Here is a 17480-nt window from a genome sequence, read left to right on the forward strand (position 1 = left end):
ACGAAACGGGGAAGCAGCCATGGAGCCGATCGGGCAGACAGGCGTGAGCGAAGCGGAGGAGATGCGGGCGCTGGGCCGGGACGTCGGGCGCCGTGGCGTGGAGCGGCTGGGCGCCGGCATGACGCGCTTGGTGGAGGAGACCTCCGCGCTCTATCGCTGGGCGCTGACGATGCTGGTTCTGCTGAATGCCGGCGGCCTGTGCCTGAGCCTGCTCGCGCGGGACAGCCTCGGGCCGGATGCCCTCTCGCAAGTGGCTCTGACCTTCTTCGGCGGCATGATGATGGCGCTGCTGGCGGCGCTCGTTGGCCTGGCGCTCACGGTCCCACTGGCTGGAGCGATGCGGCGAGCGATGACGGATTGGACCGAGGTTTCTCTCTCCGGCGAGCTGAGCGATGCGGCGACGACCTCCGCCCGCTACGTCCGCCGGATGGGGACGGTGTGGATCGCCGCAATGGGCCTCGTCGGGCTGATTGCGCTGGCGTTGTTCGCGGCGGGGGCGCTCATGCTCGGCGAGCGGCTGGGCATCTTCGGTCCCGCCAGCGAGCCTGCCGCTGCGGTGGAGAGCGTGGCGCCCGAGGCCGCTGCGAACAGCACCGCGCCCGCCATTCCTCTCCCTGACGCCGCCGCGCCGCCGGTGTCGGCGGTTGCGCCGGCGTCCAGTCCTGCTACGCGCCCGGTCCCAAGCCAAACACAGGCGCAGCCACGCGCCGCGACAGCCGCACCTGCGCCGTCAGCGCGGACCGAGCGGCAGGCCTCACCGCCGCCGGTCCGATCCGCGCCTGCACGCACCACATCCCAGCCCGCGTCTGCGAATCCGGCCCCGCCTCCCGCCGCGTCCTCGCCTTCGGTGCCGAGTGAGGCGCCGCTGCTGTCTCCCGGCGCCCCCACCACCGGAAACTGATCGTCAGGCCCGGCAGCGATTGGCTCTTGCGACAGTGCCCCGCGCCGGGTGATGAGGGGCCATGCCGCGCATCCAGATCACGCGATCGATCAGCATCGATGAGGACGAGCTTCTCGAGAGCGCCACGCGCGCGTCCGGGGCTGGCGGTCAGCATGTCAATACCACCGACAGCGCGGTCATTCTGCGCTTCGATGTCGCCGGTTCGCCGTCGCTGCCGGAGGCGGTCAAGACGCGCCTCGCAGCGCTGGCGGGCACACGAATGACGGGGGAGGGGGTGCTCATCTTGCGCAGCGAAGGCTCGCGCTCGCAGTTCGAGAACCGGCGCGAAGTGCGCCAGCGGCTGTGCGATCTGATCGCGCAGGCCACCATCGTGCCCAAGAAACGCAAGCCGACCAAGCCCACCAAAGCTTCGCAGGTGCGCCGTGTCGAGGGCAAGACCAAGCGCGCGTCGGTAAAAGCCGGGCGGGGGAAGTGGCGGGAGTGATGGCCTGCGAGGCCATCCGCCCCTGCCGGATCACATCTTCACGCAGCCCCGCAAGGCCGCGCGCAGCGCCATCGTCGCATTGCTGAGCGATGCCTCGCCCTCCAGCCTGCCGTTGATCCGCAGCATCGCCGTTCCTTTCTGCTGTGTCAGCAGCGGCACCAAAGGTGTGCCGGTGATGCCGCCGATCCAGTGGGTGCCGTTGGCGCTGCCACGCTGGACGGGAATGTTGACCAGACGGCCGGCGAAATTCCAGGTCATCGTCAGGGCGTTGCCGGCGGTCGGCTTGTTGAGCAGCATTGCCATATAAGGCTTCCCGCCCTCGCAATAGAGGCTGAGGGCTTCGATGTGGGGGGATGCTGCGGCGCTGACATAGGCCATGGGCGCGCGCCCGGCGACGGGCACGACTTCCCACGGCGTGCCGGGCAGGGCCACCGCCGTCTCGGGCGGACTGTTATCAAGCAGGGTCTTGATCTCGGGCGCGACGGGCAGCCGTGTACCGGTGGCGGGGGCGTAAACGCTCAGCTTGCCGCGTTCCCACAGGCCCACCTGCACCGCCCGTCGGGCCGGGTCGATCATGATATAGGCCTGCTCCTCGCCGCCCTTGTGCTGCGCGTTGCCGGAGAGATAATAATAATTCCCGACGCGCTTGAGCGGGGTGACGACTGAGAGATTGGTCCGCAGCACGTCCATCTTCGGCCCTAGCCGGGCCTTGAGCGCCGCCGCGACGGCGCCGCGATCCAGCAGATCGATATTATCTTTGGCGTAGCTGCCCGGATATTTGCCCACGAGGCTGGCAAGGTTCGTCCATTCCGCCGGGATGCCCTGCACGGCGGCGGCCGGTGTTGCCGCTGGTCGCGGTGGCGTCGGGGCTGGTCTGCCGACGGCCGCGCTGCCCTTGCAGAGCATGAACAAACCGCCTGCCGTAAAGGCGGCATGAAAAGGGTCAGGTCTCTGACCGCGCATCAGATTGTCCTCGAACCGGATGACCCCGGCCTTTTCGTCATCATTGACGTACATATAGACGCGCCCGGAATCGCTGGCGCTGATCGGAAACGGCATGAACACGGCCGTGATGCCCTCATAGCTCGGGCCCATGAAGCTCACTGCATATTCGACGCGCGGCGGCGTGACCGTGCGGCCATTGGCGCGGAAGGTCATGCCCTTGTCGTCGATGGTGACGCGGGGCTCCCCGCTGCAATCGCCGCGCGGCGCGTAGCTGCCATAGATGTGATCGAGGCCCTGGCCCTTAAGACTGGCGATTGTCAGGGCCTGCGTAGCGCTCCCTTGGAGCGCAAGCGCACAGGCAGCGATGATCACGCCGGACCGGCGCGATGCGATTTTGGAAAGGATCGGAAAGGCCATGTCTACTCCCCCACGAAGTTGACGCCTTCCCTCAGATGAGCTGACTCGGGTGGGAAGGACTATGGCCATTATCCACGAGTTAACCCAAATGGTCGAATGGTTAATGAGGGGGGCTGGTCGCCTCAGCCTGCGATTACGATGTCCGCTAGAATGGCATCGAGCAGCAGCATTCCAGCCGGGGTGACGCGCAGGCGCTCACCGGTTTGCTCCAGCAAGCCGTGGCCGACCAGCTTTGCAATGGCGTGCTCGTCTACCAGCGCTGGGCGGTCCAGCCCGGTGCGCTGGCTGAGCGCGGCCAGATCGATGCCTTCAGCGAGGCGCAGGCCCATCATCAGCGCTTCGGCCGCCTGTTCGCCGGCGGGCAGCACGCGCTCCTCGGCGAGGCCATGGCCATTGCGATCCAGCGCCGCCATCCAGTTCTCGGGCTTGCGATGACGCACGGTGGCCATGCCGCCGCGCCGACCATGCGCACCGGGACCGACGCCGGCATAATCGGCATAGCGCCAGTAAGCGAGGTTGTGCCGGCTCTCCTGCCCGGGCGCGGCATGGTTGGAGACTTCATAGGCCGGGCGGCGGGCCGCCAACGTCATGGCCTGCGTCAACTCGAACAGCGTCGCGGCATGGTCCGCATCGGCGGGCACCAGCGTGCCCCGGCGCACATCGGTTTCGAACCGCGTGCCGGGCTCGATGGTCAGTTGATAGAGCGAGAGATGATCGGTGCCGAAGCTGAGCGCGCGGGCCAGTTCGCGCTCCCAGTCCGCCTCGCTCTGGCCGGGGCGCGCATAGATGAGGTCGAGGCTGACGCGCGGCACGCAGGCCTGCGCGGCCGCCAGAGCCCTGAGGCCTTCGTCCACGCCGTGCGCCCGGCCCAGAAAGCGCAGGGCCGCATCATCCAGCGCCTGCAGGCCCAGCGAAAGGCGGTTGACCCCGGCGGATGCCACCTGCGCAAAGCGCGCGGCCTCGGCGCTGTTCGGATTGGCCTCCATGGTGATCTCGATGTCGTCCGCGACCGCCCAGTGGCCGGTCGCCGCATCGATCAGCGCGGCCACGGTCTCGGGCGGCATCAGCGAGGGCGTGCCCCCGCCGAAGAAAATGCTGCCCAGCGTCCGGCCCGGCAGCAGCGCGGCTTCATGGGCCAGATCGGCGAGCAGCGCCGCGCGCCACGCTTCCTGATCCACCGTATCGCGGACATGGCTGTTGAAGTCGCAATAGGGACATTTGGCCACGCAGAACGGCCAGTGGATATAGAGGGCAAGCGGCGCGGGAGAGGCCATGGCCGCCGCTATAGCGGATTGCGCGCCAAAGTCAGCCCATGGCGAATATACCACGGTTCAGTGGTTAAATATTAATTAACAATGATTTAACGCAATTTATTGGTGAAGAAAATGTTTTCCCAACCGTTCATACTGAGCTAGGTTCCACACCGGAACCGCAGGGGGAACGGCGGACGCACATGGACGCGGGCAAAGGGCGAGAAGTGGTGCGACGGCCTATGCGGGCGGCGATGGGCCTGCTCGCGCTCTGCACCCTGACGCCGGCGCCCGTGCTGGCTGGCGATGCGCCTTCTGCTGCCATGCCGCGCGATGCGGCGCATTTCCGCGATATCATGCTGGCTGCTCACAATGGCGAACGCGCCGCGCGGGGCGTGCCGAAGCTGGCGTGGAGCGATGAACTCGCGGCCGATGCGGCGCAGAGCGCTACCCGGCTGGCGCAGGAGCCGGACCCGATTGCGGCCCATCACAAATCCGGCGGCGCGGGCAACTATGGCGAGAATCTCTGGGCCGGCACCCGCGATGCCTATGCCTATGAGGAAATGGCGGAAAGCTGGCTGGAAGAGCGCGCGCTCTACCTGGATGCGCCGGTGCCGGATATTTCGCGCAGCGGCAATTGGGCGGATGTTGGCCATTATTCACAGATCATCTGGGCCGGCACGCGCCGCGTCGGCTGCGCGCTCCACCCCACGGCGACGCTGGACGTGCTGGTGTGCCGCTACGATCCGGCGGGCAATGTCTACGGGCACCGCGCGTCGGTCGATTACGCGGGGCGCTGAGCGCGGGGCGTCCTTTCAGAACAGCGCAGTGACCAGTTGCTCGAATGCCCGGGCGCGGTGGCTGACCGCCTGCTTCGCCTCGATGGGCATCTCGCCAAAGGTCTGCGTCGCCCCGGTCGGCAGGAACACCGGATCATAGCCAAAGCCCTGCGCGCCGCGCGGCGGCCAGACAAGGCTGCCGGCGACGCGACCCTCGAACAAAACGGTCTCGCCATCCGGCCAGGCGAGGCAGAGCGTGCAGACGAAGGCCGCGCTGCGGTCCACCTGCGGGCCTTGCGCGCAGAGCAGCCCCTCCACCTTGCCCATCGCCATATACCAGTCGCGCCCGGGCTCGCCCTCGAACCATTGCCGCTCTGCCCAATCGGCGGTGTAGACGCCGGGCCGTCCACCCAGCGCCGCCACATCGAGGCCGCTGTCATCGGCCAGCGCAGGCAGGCCGGAGGCGGTGGCGGAGGCGAGCGCCTTGAGTGCGGCGTTTTGCGCGAAGGTGGTGCCGGTCTCCTCCGGCTCGGGCAGGCCGAGCGATCCGGCAGACACCGGCGCCATGCCATAAGGCCCGAGCAGCGCGCTGATCTCACGCACCTTGCCTTCATTGTGGCTCGCGATGACGAGCTTGCCGGGTTCCAGTTTGCGGGTCATTGCGTTCATCGGGCCGAGGTAATTTTTAGGTCTGTAAAGAGAAATTCGCCAGTGGAGCAGACGATACGCACCACGGGGTCCGGCACCGCGAACGCTATTCTCGTTTCTTCGCCAGCGATCGTGCCCACGACGGACTGACCGTCGAACGTTAGAGAGAAATCATAGACCGGGGCATCTTCCGCGATGCCGAAGAGCTGATGTTCGACTTCTTGTCCACCGTGGAACTCATCCCACTGGAGGTATTGCACGACAGCATTCTTGTGCCTGGTCTTCAACCCTACCTTGCTGGCGAGCAATGCTTTCAAGATGAAGCCGGCCTGATCACCCGAGGATTGTCCCGGCGGCGACGCAGCCATGAAGTGAACGCGCGCAAGCGGTGCCCACTTGCTATCTTTGGCGATGTTCAGCAGCTTCATTTTCCCGGATACTGTCACCGAGCCCTCCGGCACGGGAAATGTCAGCTCGGAGAAATGCCCCGGAGCCGTATCGCAGGCATAGGTGATGCCCCTCGTTTGCGCGTTCGGGGCCTGCGCAATTGCCACTGTCGGGGTGATAAGGAGCGCCACGCCCAAACATGATCGCCAGATTGTCATTCGATATCCCCCTTCGTTTTTCCAAACTGACTTACCGCCCCGTGGCGCGGTCCTGCGCGGCGAAGATCTGCGTGCAGCCGATGCGTGCGAGGCGCAGCAGGCGCAGCAGCGCTTCCTCGTCATAGGTTGCGCCTTCCGCCGTGGCCTGAGCCTCGGCAATGTTGCCGTTGGAGAGCAGCACGAAGTTCGCGTCGGCATGGGCATTGCTGTCCTCGATATAATCGAGGTCGAGCACCGGATTGCCCTGATAGATGCCGCAGGAGACCGCCGCGACCTTGGCCTGGATCGGATCAGCGGTCAGCGCGCCGCTGGCGAGCAGCTTGTCCACTGCGATCCGCAGCGCCACCCAGGCGCCGGAGATGCTGGCGGTGCGGGTGCCGCCATCGGCCTGGATCACGTCGCAATCGAGCGTGATCTGCCGCTCGCCGAGTGCCTTGAGGTCCACCACCGCCCGGAGCGAGCGGCCGATCAGCCGCTGGATTTCCTGCGTGCGGCCGGACTGCTTGCCCTTGGCCGCCTCGCGCGATCCGCGGGTGTGCGTGGCACGGGGGAGCATGCCATATTCCGCCGTCACCCAGCCTTCACCCTTTCCACGCAGAAACGGCGGCACGCGCTCTTCCACGCTCGCCGTGCAAAGCACCCGCGTCTCGCCAAAGGAGACGAGGCAGCTGCCTTCGGCATGGATGGTAAAACCGGGTTCCATGGCGATCGTACGCATTTCGTCGGGGGCGCGGCCGGATGGGCGCATGAGCATGTCCTTTTGTCTGCTGAAATTTGCCCGCGCTCTAGCGCCCCTGTTGCGACTTGGCCAGCGCCGCGCGCCGTCCTACATACGGGGGATGTCCGGGCCGCCCATCAACCTTTTGAGCGATCGCGCGCGCGATATCTTTCGCGTCGTCGTGGAATCCTACATCGGCACCGGGGCGCCGGTCGGTTCGCGCACGATCAGCCGGTTGAGCGGGCTCAACCTTTCGCCCGCGTCGATCCGCAATGTGATGCAGGATCTGGAGGAAGCGGGGCTGCTCGCTGCACCGCACACCTCGGCGGGGCGGATGCCGACCGAATCCGGTCTGCGCCTCTTCGTGGACGCGATGATGCAGGTTGCGGAGCCGTCCGAAGACGAGAAGCGCGCCATCGAGCGGCAATTGACCGGCGAAGGGCCCATCGAGGAAGCGCTCAACGCCGCGTCTGCCTTGCTTTCTGGCCTCTCGGCCTGCGCCGGGCTGGTGATGGTCCCGCGCCGCGAGACGCTGCTCAAGCAGTTCGGCTTTGCCTGGCTGTCGGACCGGCAGGCGCTGGCCGTGCTGGTCGGGCAGGATGGCACGGTCGAGAACCGCATAGTCGATCTGCCGGCAGGCACGACGCCCTCGATGCTGGTCGAGGCGGCCAATTATCTCTCCGTCCACGCCACCGGTCGCACGCTGAGCGAGGTGCAGGCCTGGCTGAGCGGGCAGATCGAGGCGGAGGAAACGGCGCTCGATGAGGCTTCGCGCCATTTGGTCGCGCGGGGCGTGGCAGCGTGGAGTCGCGATACCGAGGATCGGCCCGTGCTCATCGTGCGCGGCCAGGCCAATCTGCTCGACGAGCAATCCGCCGCCGATCTGGAGCGCGTGCGCCAGCTGCTGGACGAGCTGGAGGGCAAGAGCGAGATCGCCCGCCTGCTGGACAGCGCCCGCGCTGGCGCCGCGACCAAGATCTTCATCGGGTCGGAGAACAAGCTCTTTTCCCTGAGCGGCTCTTCGGTCATAGCAGCGCCATATCGCGGACCCGGCGGGCAGGTGGTCGGCGTGGTTGGTGTGATCGGCCCAACCCGGTTGAACTATGCCCGCGTCGTCCCCATGGTGGACTTCACCGCACAGACCCTCAGCAGATTGATGAAATGACGGAAGACATGACTGACCAGACCAACAATGAGAATGAGACCCTGGCCGCTGACATCGCCGAGGGCGCGGGCGAGACGCTGAGCCGCGAGGAGATCGCCGCCGCGCGTATCGCCGCGCTGGAGGAAGAGCTGGCCAACGCCAAGCAGGAGACGCTCTACGCTGTCGCGGATACCCAGAATGTCCGTCGCCGGCTGGAGAAGGAACTGGCCGATACCCGCGCTTATGCCGCGACCGCCTTCGCCCGCGACATTCTCTCCGTGGCCGACAATCTCAGCCGCGCGCTGGAGGCGATTCCGGCCGAACTGCGCGCGGACGAGAAGGTGAAAGGGCTGATCGCCGGCCTCGATGCCACCGGCAAGGAGATGGAGAGCGCGCTGCGCAAGCATGGCGTGGAGAAATTCACCTCGGTGGGCGAGCCGCTCGATCCCAACAAGCATCAGGCGATGATCGAGATGCCCTCGGCAGAGGCTGCACCCGGCACCATCGTGCAGGAGATGCAGGCCGGCTACATGATCAAGGATCGCCTGCTGCGCCCGGCTCTGGTCGGCGTGGCCAAGGCGGCGGAGTAACAGGCGTCGTGCGCGGCGCGGCCATGGCGGTCCTGACCGGGCTGGTCGCGCTCGCCTGGCCGGTCGCGGCGCCGCTGGCGGCACAGGCGCCTGCCGCGTCACCCGCACCAAGTCCGGACGCACTCTCGCATGCCTTGCGGGATCATGGCAGCGGAGAGGTGGATGCCGGTGATCTGCGCGCCGTGACCTGCGTGGAAACCAGCGAGGCGCCCGGCGCCTTCGATTGCCAGTGGGAGCAGCGCCGGGACGGCAACTGGCATCCCTATACGAGCTGGCTGGCGCTGGTCGGCGCGCAATGGACCATGCTCGATGCGCCGATCCCGGTGCCGGATTTCAATCGCGGGAAGCTCAAGCCGCTGGCGCCGTCCACCCCCTGAGCGGCGGCGGTGCTTCCGGCGTCAGTTCAGGCCGGGTCCGCGAGCAGCACCGCCGTGCCTGTGGCCGAGACCATCAGCATCGATCCGCCCGAGCCGAGCACTTCATAATCCAGGTCCACGCCGATGATCGCATTGCCACCGGCCGCGGCGGCGCGCTGGCGCATTTCCGCCATGGCTTCCTCGCGGGCGCGGCTCAGCACTTCTTCATAGGCGCCGGCCCGCCCGCCAACGATATCGCGCACGCTGGCAAAGAGATCGCGGAAGAGATTGGCACCCACGATCACCTCGCCGGTCACCACGCCGCAATAACGCTGCACCGTGCGGCCATCGATATTGTTGGTGGTCGTGACGATCATCTCGGTCGGGGCATTGCCCCAGGGATTATCGGCCATCTCTCCGCTCCTCTCGCCGCGCGTGCGGCTTATTCCATGCCAAGGGCCGCCAGATAGGTCTGGAGGATTGCCTCCATCTCCTGGCGATCATGCGGCGGCAGCTTCCGCAGGCGGACGATCTGGCGCATGATCTTGACGTCATAGCCTGTTGCCTTGGCTTCGCCATAGACATCCTTGATGTCGTCCGAAATGCCCTTCTTTTCTTCTTCGAGGCGCTCGATGCGCTCGATGAGAAGGCGCAACTGGTCGGCGGCGATGTTGTCGCTCATGTCTGCAAGGTCTCCGGAAGGAATGTGTCAGAATCGAATGCGCGGTCCTAGCCAGCCGCTGCCCTACCTGTCTAGGCATCGATCGCACCGGACGGCGTAGCCATTGCGACGGTGGCAAAAAAATTTCCCGCCATGTCACAATCGTCGCCCGCCCGCTCGTCATGCCTGTGCAAACCCCGATGGACAGGAGACACGATCATGACCGCACGCCTCGATCCCTTCACCGCCGCGCCCGCGCTCATCAAGCAATGGATGGCGACCTCGCTTGCCATCAACGACAGCCTGGAGCCTGCGCTCGTGGAACTGGTGAAGGCCCGCGCCTCGCAGATCAACCAGTGCGCCAACTGCCTCAACATGCACACCGCCGAAGCCCGCGAAAAGGGGGAGAGCGAGCAGCGCCTCTACTTGCTCTCGGTCTGGCGCGAGGCGCCATGCTATAGCGCACGGGAGCGGGCCGCGCTGGCGTGGACCGAGGCGCTTACGCGTCTGTCGGAAGGGCATGGCGGAAAGGACGAAGCCTATGCACAGCTCGCGGCCCAGTTCAGCGAGGAAGAGCAGGTGAAGCTGACGCTGCTGATCAACATCATCAATGGCTGGAACCGCCTCGCGGTCGGCTTCGACCTGTGGATCGAAACCCCGGCGACCCGCAAGCTGGCTGCCTGATGCGCGCAGGGCATCCCATGTCCCCTCATCAGCAGGAGGATGCAGCGATCAGTTTCGATCCGCTGCGTCCCCGGCTGGTGCGGGTCGCGTACCGGATGCTCGGTTCCGTGGCCGATGCCGAGGATGTGGTGCAGGAGGCATTCATTCGCTGGATGCGGGTCGACCGTGCAGAAGTGCGCGAGCCGGAGGCGTTCCTCCGCCGCACGGTCACGCGGCTTTGCCTGGATCATGCCAAGTCGGCGCGGGTCCAGCGGGAGCATTATGTCGGGCCATGGCTGCCCGAACCGGTCATCGAGGATGAGGAGGAGCAGGAGGATGTGACCCTGCCGCTGATGCTCGCACTGGAGCGGCTCTCACCTCTCGAGCGCGCGGCGTTCCTGCTGCATGATGTGTTCGGCGTCTCGTTCGAGGAAATCGCTGCCACCATCGATCGGGAGCCGGCGGCCTGTCGCCAGCTTGCCGCCCGGGCACGGGACCATGTGCGGCAGGCGCGGCCCCGCTTCGAGGTTGAGAAGCAGCGGGGTCTGGAGATCGCGAGCGCTTTCTTCGCGGCGTCGCGCACCGGCGACATGACCGCGCTCGGCGCGATGTTGGCCGCTGATGTCAGCATGCACGCAGATGGCGGCGGCAAGCGCTCGGCAGCGGTCGCCGAGGTTCTCGGGCGACGCAATGTGCTGCTGTTTCACAAGGCGCTGGCGGTGCTGTTTCGCAAGCATGGCTCGCAGCTTGTGCGCACAGCGCTCATCAATGGCCTGCCGGGGTTCGTGACGCGCGAGGCCGATGGCGAGCTGCAGACCACCGCCTTCGAGATCGAGGCGGGGCGCATCATTGGCATCTATGTGGTGCGCAATCCCGATAAATTGCGGCACTTGCACTAGGCGGAATGCAGTGAGGGGGAAGCAGCGCTCCCCCTCATCGGATCTCGATGATATCGGCCTGACGGATCAGCCCGCGCGGCCGGCGCCGCTGCGACGACCGCCACCGGGATTGCCTTGCGGACGTCCGCCGCCGAAGTGGCGCGGACGCTGACCGCCCGGCTTGCGGGCGCGATCACCCTCGGAGCGGGTGTCCGTCTGGCGCTGTTCGCCCGATGCGGCAGCATAGACCGGGCGCAGGCGCTTAGGCAGGCGCTCGGCATCCATGGTCGCGGCAGGTTCAGGGCGCTGGGCCAGCGGGTCGAAGCCGGGCCGGTTCGGGGCGTGGCCATCATGATAGCGGCCGCCGGGATTGCGCTGGCCGCCGCGCTGGGCGTCCTGCCCATCGCGAGGCGCGCGCGCCGGGCGGGCGGTCTGGCCGTCCCGCTCGCCACGGAAGGGGCGTTCGCCGCGTTCACCGGCATTCCGGCGCTGGCCATCCTGACCGGGCGCGCGGTCGAAGCGGGCCGGGCGCTCGCCGCGTCCCTCGCCCCGTCCATCATGGCGCGGTGCGCCGGCGCCGGCTTCGCGACGGTCGTCGGACCGGCCGCGTTCCGGGCGATCACGGCGCTGCTGCGAGTCGGGGCGCCGGCCCTGGCCCTGACCGCGTCCCTGACGGCGCCCATCGGCATCGCCGACGGCGTCCGCAACAGCAGCCTTGGAGGGCAGCGGCAGACGGCGGGCTTCTACCACGAAGTCCTCGGGCAGCGGCATCACCGCCAGTTTGACGCGGGTCAGCTTCTCGATGTCGCGCAGATAGGGCTTCTCGTCCGGCGCGACGAAGCTCATCGCAATACCGTCGGCGCCGGCACGGGCCGTACGACCGATCCGGTGGACATATTGCTCGGCGACATTGGGCAGCTCGAAGTTGAAGACATGGCTCACGCCCGACACGTCGATGCCGCGCGCGGCGATGTCAGTTGCCACCAGAACCTGCACGCTACCGGTGCGGAAGCCCTGCAGGGCGGCAGTGCGCTGGCCCTGGCTCTTGTTGCCGTGAATGGCCGCCGCGCTGATCTTGGCGGCAACGAGGTGCCGCGCCACGCGGTCCGCGCCATGCTTGGTGCGGGTGAAGACGAGCGCCCGGTCGAGCGCGCCGGAAGCGATGGCATCGCGCAGGCGCAGGGTCAGCAGCGCCTGCTTCTCCTTCTGGTCGATGAAGGTCGCATATTGCTCCACGCGCTCGGCGGTGGTGGATTGCGGCGCGACCTCGACCTTGACCGGATCGTTGATGAAGCGCTTGCCCAGTTCCGCAATCGCCTGCGGCATGGTCGCGGAGAAGAACAGGCTCTGGCGCTCGGCCGGCAGCATCTTGGCGATCTGCGTGAGCGGCTTGATGAAGCCCAGGTCCATCATCTGGTCGGCCTCGTCGAGCACGAAGATCTCGACATTGCGCAGCGTCAGCGCGCGCTGGTCGATCAGGTCGAGCAGTCGGCCCGGCGTCGCGACGAGAATGTCGGTGCCCGGCACCAGCGCGCGGGCCTGCTTGCCCACCGGCACGCCGCCAAAGACGACCTGCACGTTGAGGCTGAGATACTTGGCATAGCCGCGCATGTTCTCGGCGATCTGCGCCGCCAGCTCGCGGGTGGGCGAGAGCACCAGCATCCGGCAGGAGGCCGGTTTGCGGGGCTGGGGATTGTTGAACAGCCGGTGCAGCGAGGGCAGCGAGAAGGCTGCGGTCTTGCCGGTGCCGGTCTGCGCGATGCCGAGCAGGTCGCGGCCCTGCATCAGCGCCGGAATGGCCTGCTGCTGGATCGGCGTAGGGTCCGCATAACCCTTGGTCTCAAGGGCGCGGAGGATAGGCTCGGCAAGGCCAAGCTCATTGAAAAAAGACATGAATAGACTTTCGATATGACATGCGTCGCCCTCGCGTCTGTCGCGAGCGGGCGCAGCAGTGGTCTCCAAACGGGCGACCCTGCGTGAATAAGGAAGCTTGAGCGATTCTCGCATCCGTCCGTCCCGGCGGCCCTTGTGCAAGATGCGGGGCCTCACGCTGCGCGGGATTGCGCCGGATCACTAGTCCTGGCGCCGAATGCTGCGATGCACATAGAGGGCGTTTGTGGAAAAAGCAAGTATGCTCGCGTCGGCATGCGATTTCAGGCGAGCCGCCGAGCTGGTCGTCAGCCTTGCCATGCCCAGCATTCGGCCTACTAATCAGCCTATGCCGCTTCATATCACCGTGCCCGAGCAGCCCTCCGAGGCCGACCGCAACGCTGTGTTCGCGCCTTTGCTGGCCTATAACATCGCGCAGGCAGGGGATCCGAACATCCGCCCTGTCGCCATCCTGCTGACCGACGAGCAGGGCGAGCGGGTGGGCGGCATCTGGGGCAAATGCTCCTATGACTGGATGTTCGTGGAGCTTCTCGCCATCGCGCCGGAGCATCGCGGCGGCGGCCATGGCAAGGCGCTGATGGCCGAGGCGGAGCGGGTGGCGCGCGCCCATGGCTGTGTCGGCATTTGGCTCGACACCTATGCCTTCCAGGCGCGCGGCTTTTACGAGAAGCTGGGCTTTAGCGTGTTCGGCAAGCTGGACGATCATCCCGTCGGCCAGCAGCGCTTCTTCCTGAGCAAGCGCCTCTGAGAGCAGCGCTCTATGTCCTCCCCGACCAGCGGCCGGGGAGGCACGATATGGATTTTAGCGCCCGGCGAGCACTTCGCCGATCTGCACGGCATTGAGCGCGGCGCCCTTGCGGAGGTTGTCGCCGACGACGAACATGGCGAGGCCATGCTCAACCGTGCGGTCCGGGCGCACGCGACCGACGAACACCGGGTCCGCGCCCGTCGCGTCGAGTGCGTTGGGCACATCGCTCACCACCACGCCCGGCGCCTTGCCGAGCAGCGCCAGCGCTGTCTCCGCATCGATCGGCCGCTCGAACTCGGCATTGATGGAGAGGCCGTGGCCGGTGAACACGGGCACGCGCACGCAGGTGCCGGAGACGGGCAGGCCGGGGATTTCGAGAATCTTGCGGCTCTCGTCGCGCAGCTTCAGCTCTTCTTCGGTATAGCCGTCCTCGCCCAGCACATAATTGAGCGGCACGATGTTGTTGGTGATCGGCACCGCCCACTTCTCGGGCTGGGGCACGAAGTCGGCCTTGCCGTTGAAGGCGAGCGCGGCGCCCTTGTCGCCCACGGCGGCGATCTGGCGCGCCAGCACGTCGATGCCTTCCATGCCGCCACCGGAGACGGCCTGATAGGTGGCGACGATCAGGCGCTTGAGGCCGGCGGCTTCATGCAGCGGCTTGAGCACGGGCATGGCGGCCATGGTCGTGCAATTGGGGTTGGCGACGATGCCCTTGGGCAGGTTTGCAAGCGCGTGCGGGTTCACTTCGGAGACGACGAGCGGCACCTCCGGATCGGAACGCCAGGCCGAGCTGTTGTCGACCACGATGGCGCCCGCTGCGGCGACCTTGGGCGCCAGCGCCTTGCTGGTGGAGCCACCGGCGGAGAAGAACACGATGTCGAGGCCGGCGAAATCGGCGGTCGCGGCATCTTCCACCGTGACCTGCTGGCCCTTGAACTCGACCTGCGAGCCGGCTGAGCGCGCCGAGGCGAACAGGCGCAGCGTGCCGACCGGGAAATCGCGCTCGGCGAGCAGCTGGCGCATCATCGAGCCAACCAGGCCGGTGGCGCCGACCACGCCGATATTCAGGCGGGCATCGGGGGAAAAGCGGGCAACCATCTATACGTTCCTTCCTGTTGATTGAAGGACGCGGCGGTCAGGCTTTCTTCTGGAAAGTCGGCCCCGCGCACTTCGCGGGGCTTCCTGTCCGGCTGATCGTGGCTCTCAGGCCGCGCGCATCCGAACCGCCCCGCTGATGCGGGTCGGTTTGGTAATAATCGGCTGAACGATCATTATGGACATGGCGCGCGCCTCTAGCGAGGGTGGCGCCTGCTGTAAATGGCAAAGATGCCTGCTCTCGGGAGAAAGCAGACATCCATGATGTTCAGATTTCGGAGTGGATCAGCGGCAGCGTACTTCACCCCGGTCGATCGAGCGACCGAGCAGGCCACCACCAACGGCGCCGAGCAAGGTCCCAACCGTGCGGTCGCCCTTCGTGTCTATCGCGCGGCCGGCGAGCGCGCCGACGCCGGCACCGATCAGCAGACCGGTCGTGCCGTCATTGCGCTTGCAGCGATACCGGCCATCGTCGCCGCGCCATATGCGGTCGTTATGGGAGAGGGCGCGGCCATTGTCCCGGTCTTTCGCGCGCTTTCCGTGCGCGGGCGCCCAGTGCGGCGGATCGGCCATGGCCGGTGCCATGGGCATCGCAAACGCCATCAGCGCTGTGGCGAGCAGGATCTTCTTCATCGGACTCATCCTCGTAATATCAAACAAGCGACCGGCACGTATCGCGCCGGCTCGTGCTGAATAACGCCGTACAACCGCCCTTGTTCCGGCGGTATCACGACTCATCGCTCGATCAGCCCGCCATGGCGGCTCGGCTTCGCCAGCGTCCCATCAGCATGTCGAGCGCCAAGGCGGCCGCCAGCGTGAGGCCGGTCAGGGGGAGGCACAGGCCGATGGCGAGCATGATCGCCGCGACGCCCTGCGCATTGCGGGGATCGGCGGGCCGGGCAGGCGCCTCCAGCCGGCCGTTCTTGCGGCGTTTCCACCAGAGCACGGGCGCGGTGAGGCACAGCAGCATCAGCGCGAGGCAGCCGAGCAGCATGAGCGTGCGGTTGATCTCGCCATATTGCTGGCCCTGATGGGTGGCGATGCCCCATTCGATCGCCCGCGCGCCGATGCCAAAATGCGCAAAGCGGGCATCCTGCATCACCGCGCCGCTTGCCGGATCGACGTAAATGGCGCGCGCATCCTGCGCTCGGCGCACGGACTGTGAGATGAGATAGGGCGCGCCGTCCGCCATCGGCAGGGTGAGCGTCCAAGGGGCGGCGAGGCCGCGCTTGCCGGCGATCTCCGCAGCCCGGTCGACGCCGATGTCGTCGTTGCCCGATGCGGCTGGCGGCGTCGCTTCCTGCATCGACCAGGGCAGGCTCTGTTTCGCGCCCTCGTCATGGCCGTGACCATCATGCGAGCGTGGTGCCGGCGCCTCCCAGGGATTGGGACCGGGCGCCTTGGGGCGGCCCAGCTCCGCACGGGCGACCCAGCCTTGCAACTGCTTGCCGGCAAAACCGGACCAGGGCAGGCCAGTGATCGCCAGAAACAGGATCACCCCGCCGGCGAGCAATCCAGTCGAGGCATGCAGATCGCGCCAGAACAGCCGCCCGCGCGCCTGCCCACGCAGGCCGACGACCGGGCTGCCGCGCCGGGGCCACCACAGGTAAAGCCCGCTCAGCACCAGCAGGATCGCCCAGCCGGCGACGATCTCCACCAGCGCATTGCCCACCGGTCCGGTGATGATCAGGCTGTGCAGATCGCGCACGGTCTGCATGACGCCGCCGGCCTTCGTGGTACCGAGCAGCATGCCGCGATAGGGATCGACAAAGGCGAGCCGGCGCGTGCCGTCCGCGCCTTGCAGGGTCATGCGCCAGCTCGCTGTCGGCTCGGCAGGCCGCTGGATCTGGCTCACCTGCTGGCCGGATTCCCGCTCGACGGTGGCGATCATCTCGCTCAGCGGCTGGGGCGCATCCTTTGGCGTCACATGCGACCAGTCCGCATAGACCAGCCGCTCGATCTCCGGTTTGTAGAGATAGAGCGCGCCGGTGATCGCCATCCACAGCAGCACCGGGAGGACGATCAGGCCGGCATAGAAATGCCAGCGCCAGACAGCCTGATAGAAGCCGCCGCCGGTCTTGGAGCGCGCGCTCATCGGCGGCCTCCGGCGGACAATGGCGCACGGGCGAGGGGAGGGCGGCGCATGGCTGCGCAGCAGAAGAGCAATCGGGTCATGAAAGGGTCAGCCTTGACGGGCAGCGCGCGGGGGCGTGCCGAAATGGGGATGTCGCGCGAGGCGACAGCGACGGGAGCGTCAGGGCTGATGCGGCGGGCCGGTCTGCGGGGGCGGCGGCGCGGCCAGACCGCGTCCGATGCTCACGGCCGTGCTCGGGCTGAGGATGGGTACCGTCACTATCGTCACGGCGACCCGCGCGATCCCGGGCGGGATGCTGTCCAGCGAGGCGCCGATCCCGGCAAAGGCGCAGGGCGCATCCGGGGCGGTGTTTTGCTTGTCCTGCTGCTTGCGGACGGTGCCGTCCGCATCGATCCAGCCGGTGATCATGCCGGCGCCGGTGCAGAGCACGACCGCGGGACCGTTTTGCACGGCGGGCATGAAGCCGGCCGGCACCAGCAGCCGCGCGAGCAGCACAAGCGCCAGCCACGCGGCGATCAGGCCACCGGCATGCGCGGTGCCGGTATCAGTGCTGGTATCAGTGCGGGTCAGGCGCGCGAGCATGTCCGCGCTTTACGGGATCGCGCCGCGTATG

Annotated in this window: 21 protein-coding genes; 9 read left to right on the forward strand and 12 right to left on the reverse strand. The window is 67.1% G+C overall.

The features are described 5' to 3' along the window. Positions 1-19 precede the first annotated feature (19 nt). Both M2343_RS15800 and arfB read left to right on the forward strand, forming a co-directional pair. Complete coding sequence (locus tag M2343_RS15800; protein WP_264603906.1) at positions 20-901, forward strand: hypothetical protein; 882 nt, start codon at positions 20-22, stop codon at positions 899-901. Between the two features lie 61 nt (positions 902-962). After that, positions 963-1385, forward strand: a complete 423-nt coding sequence (gene arfB / locus M2343_RS15805; protein ID WP_264577366.1) for an alternative ribosome rescue aminoacyl-tRNA hydrolase ArfB — start codon at positions 963-965, stop codon at positions 1383-1385. Between the two features lie 30 nt (positions 1386-1415). Here arfB and M2343_RS15810 read toward each other — a convergent pair whose 3' ends face one another. Next, positions 1416-2747 carry a hypothetical protein gene (locus M2343_RS15810; protein WP_264577367.1) on the reverse strand — a complete coding sequence of 444 codons (1332 nt, stop codon included), beginning with the start codon at positions 2745-2747 and terminating at the stop codon, positions 1416-1418. Positions 2748-2869: 122 nt separating this feature from the next. Further along, positions 2870-4021, reverse strand: a complete 1152-nt coding sequence (gene hemW, locus M2343_RS15815) for a radical SAM family heme chaperone HemW (protein ID WP_264577368.1) — start codon at positions 4019-4021, stop codon at positions 2870-2872. 179 nt (positions 4022-4200) lie between these two features. Between hemW and M2343_RS15820 the strand changes: the two genes are divergently transcribed. Continuing rightward, a complete protein-coding gene (locus M2343_RS15820; RefSeq protein ID WP_264603907.1) occupies positions 4201-4797 on the forward strand; it encodes a CAP domain-containing protein in 597 nt (198 codons plus the stop codon). 15 nt (positions 4798-4812) lie between these two features. On the opposite strand, the gene rdgB is transcribed toward M2343_RS15820, so the two are convergent. Genes rdgB through rph form a run of 3 tightly spaced genes read right to left on the reverse strand, consistent with a single transcriptional unit; the run spans position 4813 to position 6777 of the window. Further along, complete coding sequence (rdgB, locus tag M2343_RS15825; RefSeq protein ID WP_264577370.1) at positions 4813-5436, reverse strand: RdgB/HAM1 family non-canonical purine NTP pyrophosphatase; 624 nt, start codon at positions 5434-5436, stop codon at positions 4813-4815. A gap of 5 nt (positions 5437-5441) precedes the next feature. Continuing rightward, positions 5442-6029, reverse strand: coding sequence for a hypothetical protein (locus M2343_RS15830; RefSeq protein WP_264577371.1), 588 nt, complete (start codon positions 6027-6029; stop codon positions 5442-5444). 31 nt (positions 6030-6060) lie between these two features. Further along, positions 6061-6777, reverse strand: a complete 717-nt coding sequence (rph, locus tag M2343_RS15835; protein ID WP_264577372.1) for a ribonuclease PH — start codon at positions 6775-6777, stop codon at positions 6061-6063. A 91-nt stretch (positions 6778-6868) separates the two neighbouring features. Between rph and hrcA the strand changes: the two genes are divergently transcribed. The 3 genes from hrcA to M2343_RS15850 are packed head-to-tail and all read left to right on the forward strand — an operon-like array spanning position 6869 to position 8858. Beyond that, complete coding sequence (gene hrcA / locus M2343_RS15840) at positions 6869-7912, forward strand: heat-inducible transcriptional repressor HrcA (protein ID WP_264577373.1); 1044 nt, start codon at positions 6869-6871, stop codon at positions 7910-7912. Between the two features lie 8 nt (positions 7913-7920). Then, positions 7921-8481, forward strand: coding sequence for a nucleotide exchange factor GrpE (grpE, locus tag M2343_RS15845; RefSeq protein WP_413715579.1), 561 nt, complete (start codon positions 7921-7923; stop codon positions 8479-8481). A 23-nt stretch (positions 8482-8504) separates the two neighbouring features. Further along, positions 8505-8858 carry a hypothetical protein gene (locus M2343_RS15850; protein ID WP_264577374.1) on the forward strand — a complete coding sequence of 118 codons (354 nt, stop codon included), beginning with the start codon at positions 8505-8507 and terminating at the stop codon, positions 8856-8858. 26 nt (positions 8859-8884) lie between these two features. On the opposite strand, the gene M2343_RS15855 is transcribed toward M2343_RS15850, so the two are convergent. Both M2343_RS15855 and M2343_RS15860 read right to left on the reverse strand, forming a co-directional pair. Beyond that, complete coding sequence (locus M2343_RS15855) at positions 8885-9214, reverse strand: heavy metal-binding domain-containing protein (protein WP_181561513.1); 330 nt, start codon at positions 9212-9214, stop codon at positions 8885-8887. A 65-nt stretch (positions 9215-9279) separates the two neighbouring features. Then, entirely contained in the window at positions 9280-9519 is a 240-nt protein-coding gene (locus M2343_RS15860) for a DUF2312 domain-containing protein (RefSeq protein ID WP_181560613.1), read from the reverse strand. 198 nt (positions 9520-9717) lie between these two features. On the opposite strand from M2343_RS15860, the gene M2343_RS15865 reads away from it, so the two are divergent. Together M2343_RS15865 and M2343_RS15870 are read left to right on the forward strand one after the other, a co-directional pair. Beyond that, on the forward strand, positions 9718-10182 hold the full coding sequence (locus M2343_RS15865; protein WP_264577375.1) for a carboxymuconolactone decarboxylase family protein: 465 nt from the start codon (positions 9718-9720) through the stop codon (positions 10180-10182). A 17-nt stretch (positions 10183-10199) separates the two neighbouring features. Next, positions 10200-11060, forward strand: a complete 861-nt coding sequence (locus tag M2343_RS15870; RefSeq protein WP_264577376.1) for a sigma-70 family RNA polymerase sigma factor — start codon at positions 10200-10202, stop codon at positions 11058-11060. Between the two features lie 66 nt (positions 11061-11126). Here the strand turns inward: M2343_RS15870 and M2343_RS15875 are convergent, their stop codons facing one another. Continuing rightward, the gene (locus M2343_RS15875) at positions 11127-12932 is read right to left on the reverse strand and encodes a DEAD/DEAH box helicase (RefSeq protein ID WP_264577377.1); all 1806 of its coding nucleotides are present in this window, start codon (positions 12930-12932) and stop codon (positions 11127-11129) included. A gap of 325 nt (positions 12933-13257) precedes the next feature. On the opposite strand from M2343_RS15875, the gene M2343_RS15880 reads away from it, so the two are divergent. After that, positions 13258-13677: a GNAT family N-acetyltransferase gene (locus M2343_RS15880; RefSeq protein WP_264577378.1), complete on the forward strand. Its 420-nt coding sequence runs from the start codon at positions 13258-13260 to the stop codon at positions 13675-13677. A gap of 54 nt (positions 13678-13731) precedes the next feature. On the opposite strand, the gene M2343_RS15885 is transcribed toward M2343_RS15880, so the two are convergent. The 4 genes from M2343_RS15885 to M2343_RS15900 all read right to left on the reverse strand — a co-directional run bounded on the left by M2343_RS15885 (position 13732) and on the right by M2343_RS15900 (position 17449). Continuing rightward, positions 13732-14775: an aspartate-semialdehyde dehydrogenase gene (locus tag M2343_RS15885; protein WP_264577379.1), complete on the reverse strand. Its 1044-nt coding sequence runs from the start codon at positions 14773-14775 to the stop codon at positions 13732-13734. A gap of 282 nt (positions 14776-15057) precedes the next feature. Next, positions 15058-15405, reverse strand: coding sequence for a glycine zipper 2TM domain-containing protein (locus M2343_RS15890; RefSeq protein ID WP_181560607.1), 348 nt, complete (start codon positions 15403-15405; stop codon positions 15058-15060). Positions 15406-15517: 112 nt separating this feature from the next. Continuing rightward, on the reverse strand, positions 15518-16867 hold the full coding sequence (locus M2343_RS15895; RefSeq protein WP_264577380.1) for a PepSY-associated TM helix domain-containing protein: 1350 nt from the start codon (positions 16865-16867) through the stop codon (positions 15518-15520). A gap of 159 nt (positions 16868-17026) precedes the next feature. Next, the gene (locus M2343_RS15900; RefSeq protein WP_264577381.1) at positions 17027-17449 is read right to left on the reverse strand and encodes a hypothetical protein; all 423 of its coding nucleotides are present in this window, start codon (positions 17447-17449) and stop codon (positions 17027-17029) included. Between the last annotated feature and the right edge of the window lie 31 nt (positions 17450-17480).

Source organism: Sphingobium sp. B8D3B, from assembly GCF_025961875.1.
Classification (GTDB): Bacteria; Pseudomonadota; Alphaproteobacteria; order Sphingomonadales; family Sphingomonadaceae; genus Sphingobium.

Bases quoted from the DNA above. Each gene is read 5' to 3' on its own strand.
- M2343_RS15900 (WP_264577381.1), bottom strand. From the start codon at position 17,449: ATGCTCGCGCGCCTGACCCGCACTGATACCAGCACTGATACCGGCACC.
- rph (WP_264577372.1), bottom strand. From the start codon at position 6,777: ATGCGCCCATCCGGCCGCGCCCCCGACGAAATGCGTACGATCGCCATG.
- M2343_RS15850 (WP_264577374.1), top strand. From the start codon at position 8,505: ATGGCGGTCCTGACCGGGCTGGTCGCGCTCGCCTGGCCGGTCGCGGCG.
- M2343_RS15855 (WP_181561513.1), bottom strand. From the start codon at position 9,214: ATGATCGTCACGACCACCAACAATATCGATGGCCGCACGGTGCAGCGT.
- M2343_RS15885 (WP_264577379.1), bottom strand. From the start codon at position 14,775: ATGGTTGCCCGCTTTTCCCCCGATGCCCGCCTGAATATCGGCGTGGTC.
- M2343_RS15875 (WP_264577377.1), bottom strand. From the start codon at position 12,932: ATGTCTTTTTTCAATGAGCTTGGCCTTGCCGAGCCTATCCTCCGCGCC.
- arfB (WP_264577366.1), top strand. From the start codon at position 963: ATGCCGCGCATCCAGATCACGCGATCGATCAGCATCGATGAGGACGAG.
- M2343_RS15890 (WP_181560607.1), bottom strand. From the start codon at position 15,405: ATGAAGAAGATCCTGCTCGCCACAGCGCTGATGGCGTTTGCGATGCCC.
- M2343_RS15895 (WP_264577380.1), bottom strand. From the start codon at position 16,867: ATGAGCGCGCGCTCCAAGACCGGCGGCGGCTTCTATCAGGCTGTCTGG.
- M2343_RS15880 (WP_264577378.1), top strand. From the start codon at position 13,258: ATGCCGCTTCATATCACCGTGCCCGAGCAGCCCTCCGAGGCCGACCGC.
- M2343_RS15810 (WP_264577367.1), bottom strand. From the start codon at position 2,747: ATGGCCTTTCCGATCCTTTCCAAAATCGCATCGCGCCGGTCCGGCGTG.
- M2343_RS15860 (WP_181560613.1), bottom strand. From the start codon at position 9,519: ATGAGCGACAACATCGCCGCCGACCAGTTGCGCCTTCTCATCGAGCGC.
- rdgB (WP_264577370.1), bottom strand. From the start codon at position 5,436: ATGACCCGCAAACTGGAACCCGGCAAGCTCGTCATCGCGAGCCACAAT.
- M2343_RS15830 (WP_264577371.1), bottom strand. From the start codon at position 6,029: ATGACAATCTGGCGATCATGTTTGGGCGTGGCGCTCCTTATCACCCCG.
- M2343_RS15865 (WP_264577375.1), top strand. From the start codon at position 9,718: ATGACCGCACGCCTCGATCCCTTCACCGCCGCGCCCGCGCTCATCAAG.
- grpE (WP_413715579.1), top strand. From the start codon at position 7,921: ATGACTGACCAGACCAACAATGAGAATGAGACCCTGGCCGCTGACATC.
- hrcA (WP_264577373.1), top strand. From the start codon at position 6,869: ATGTCCGGGCCGCCCATCAACCTTTTGAGCGATCGCGCGCGCGATATC.
- M2343_RS15820 (WP_264603907.1), top strand. From the start codon at position 4,201: ATGGACGCGGGCAAAGGGCGAGAAGTGGTGCGACGGCCTATGCGGGCG.
- hemW (WP_264577368.1), bottom strand. From the start codon at position 4,021: ATGGCCTCTCCCGCGCCGCTTGCCCTCTATATCCACTGGCCGTTCTGC.
- M2343_RS15800 (WP_264603906.1), top strand. From the start codon at position 20: ATGGAGCCGATCGGGCAGACAGGCGTGAGCGAAGCGGAGGAGATGCGG.
- M2343_RS15870 (WP_264577376.1), top strand. From the start codon at position 10,200: ATGTCCCCTCATCAGCAGGAGGATGCAGCGATCAGTTTCGATCCGCTG.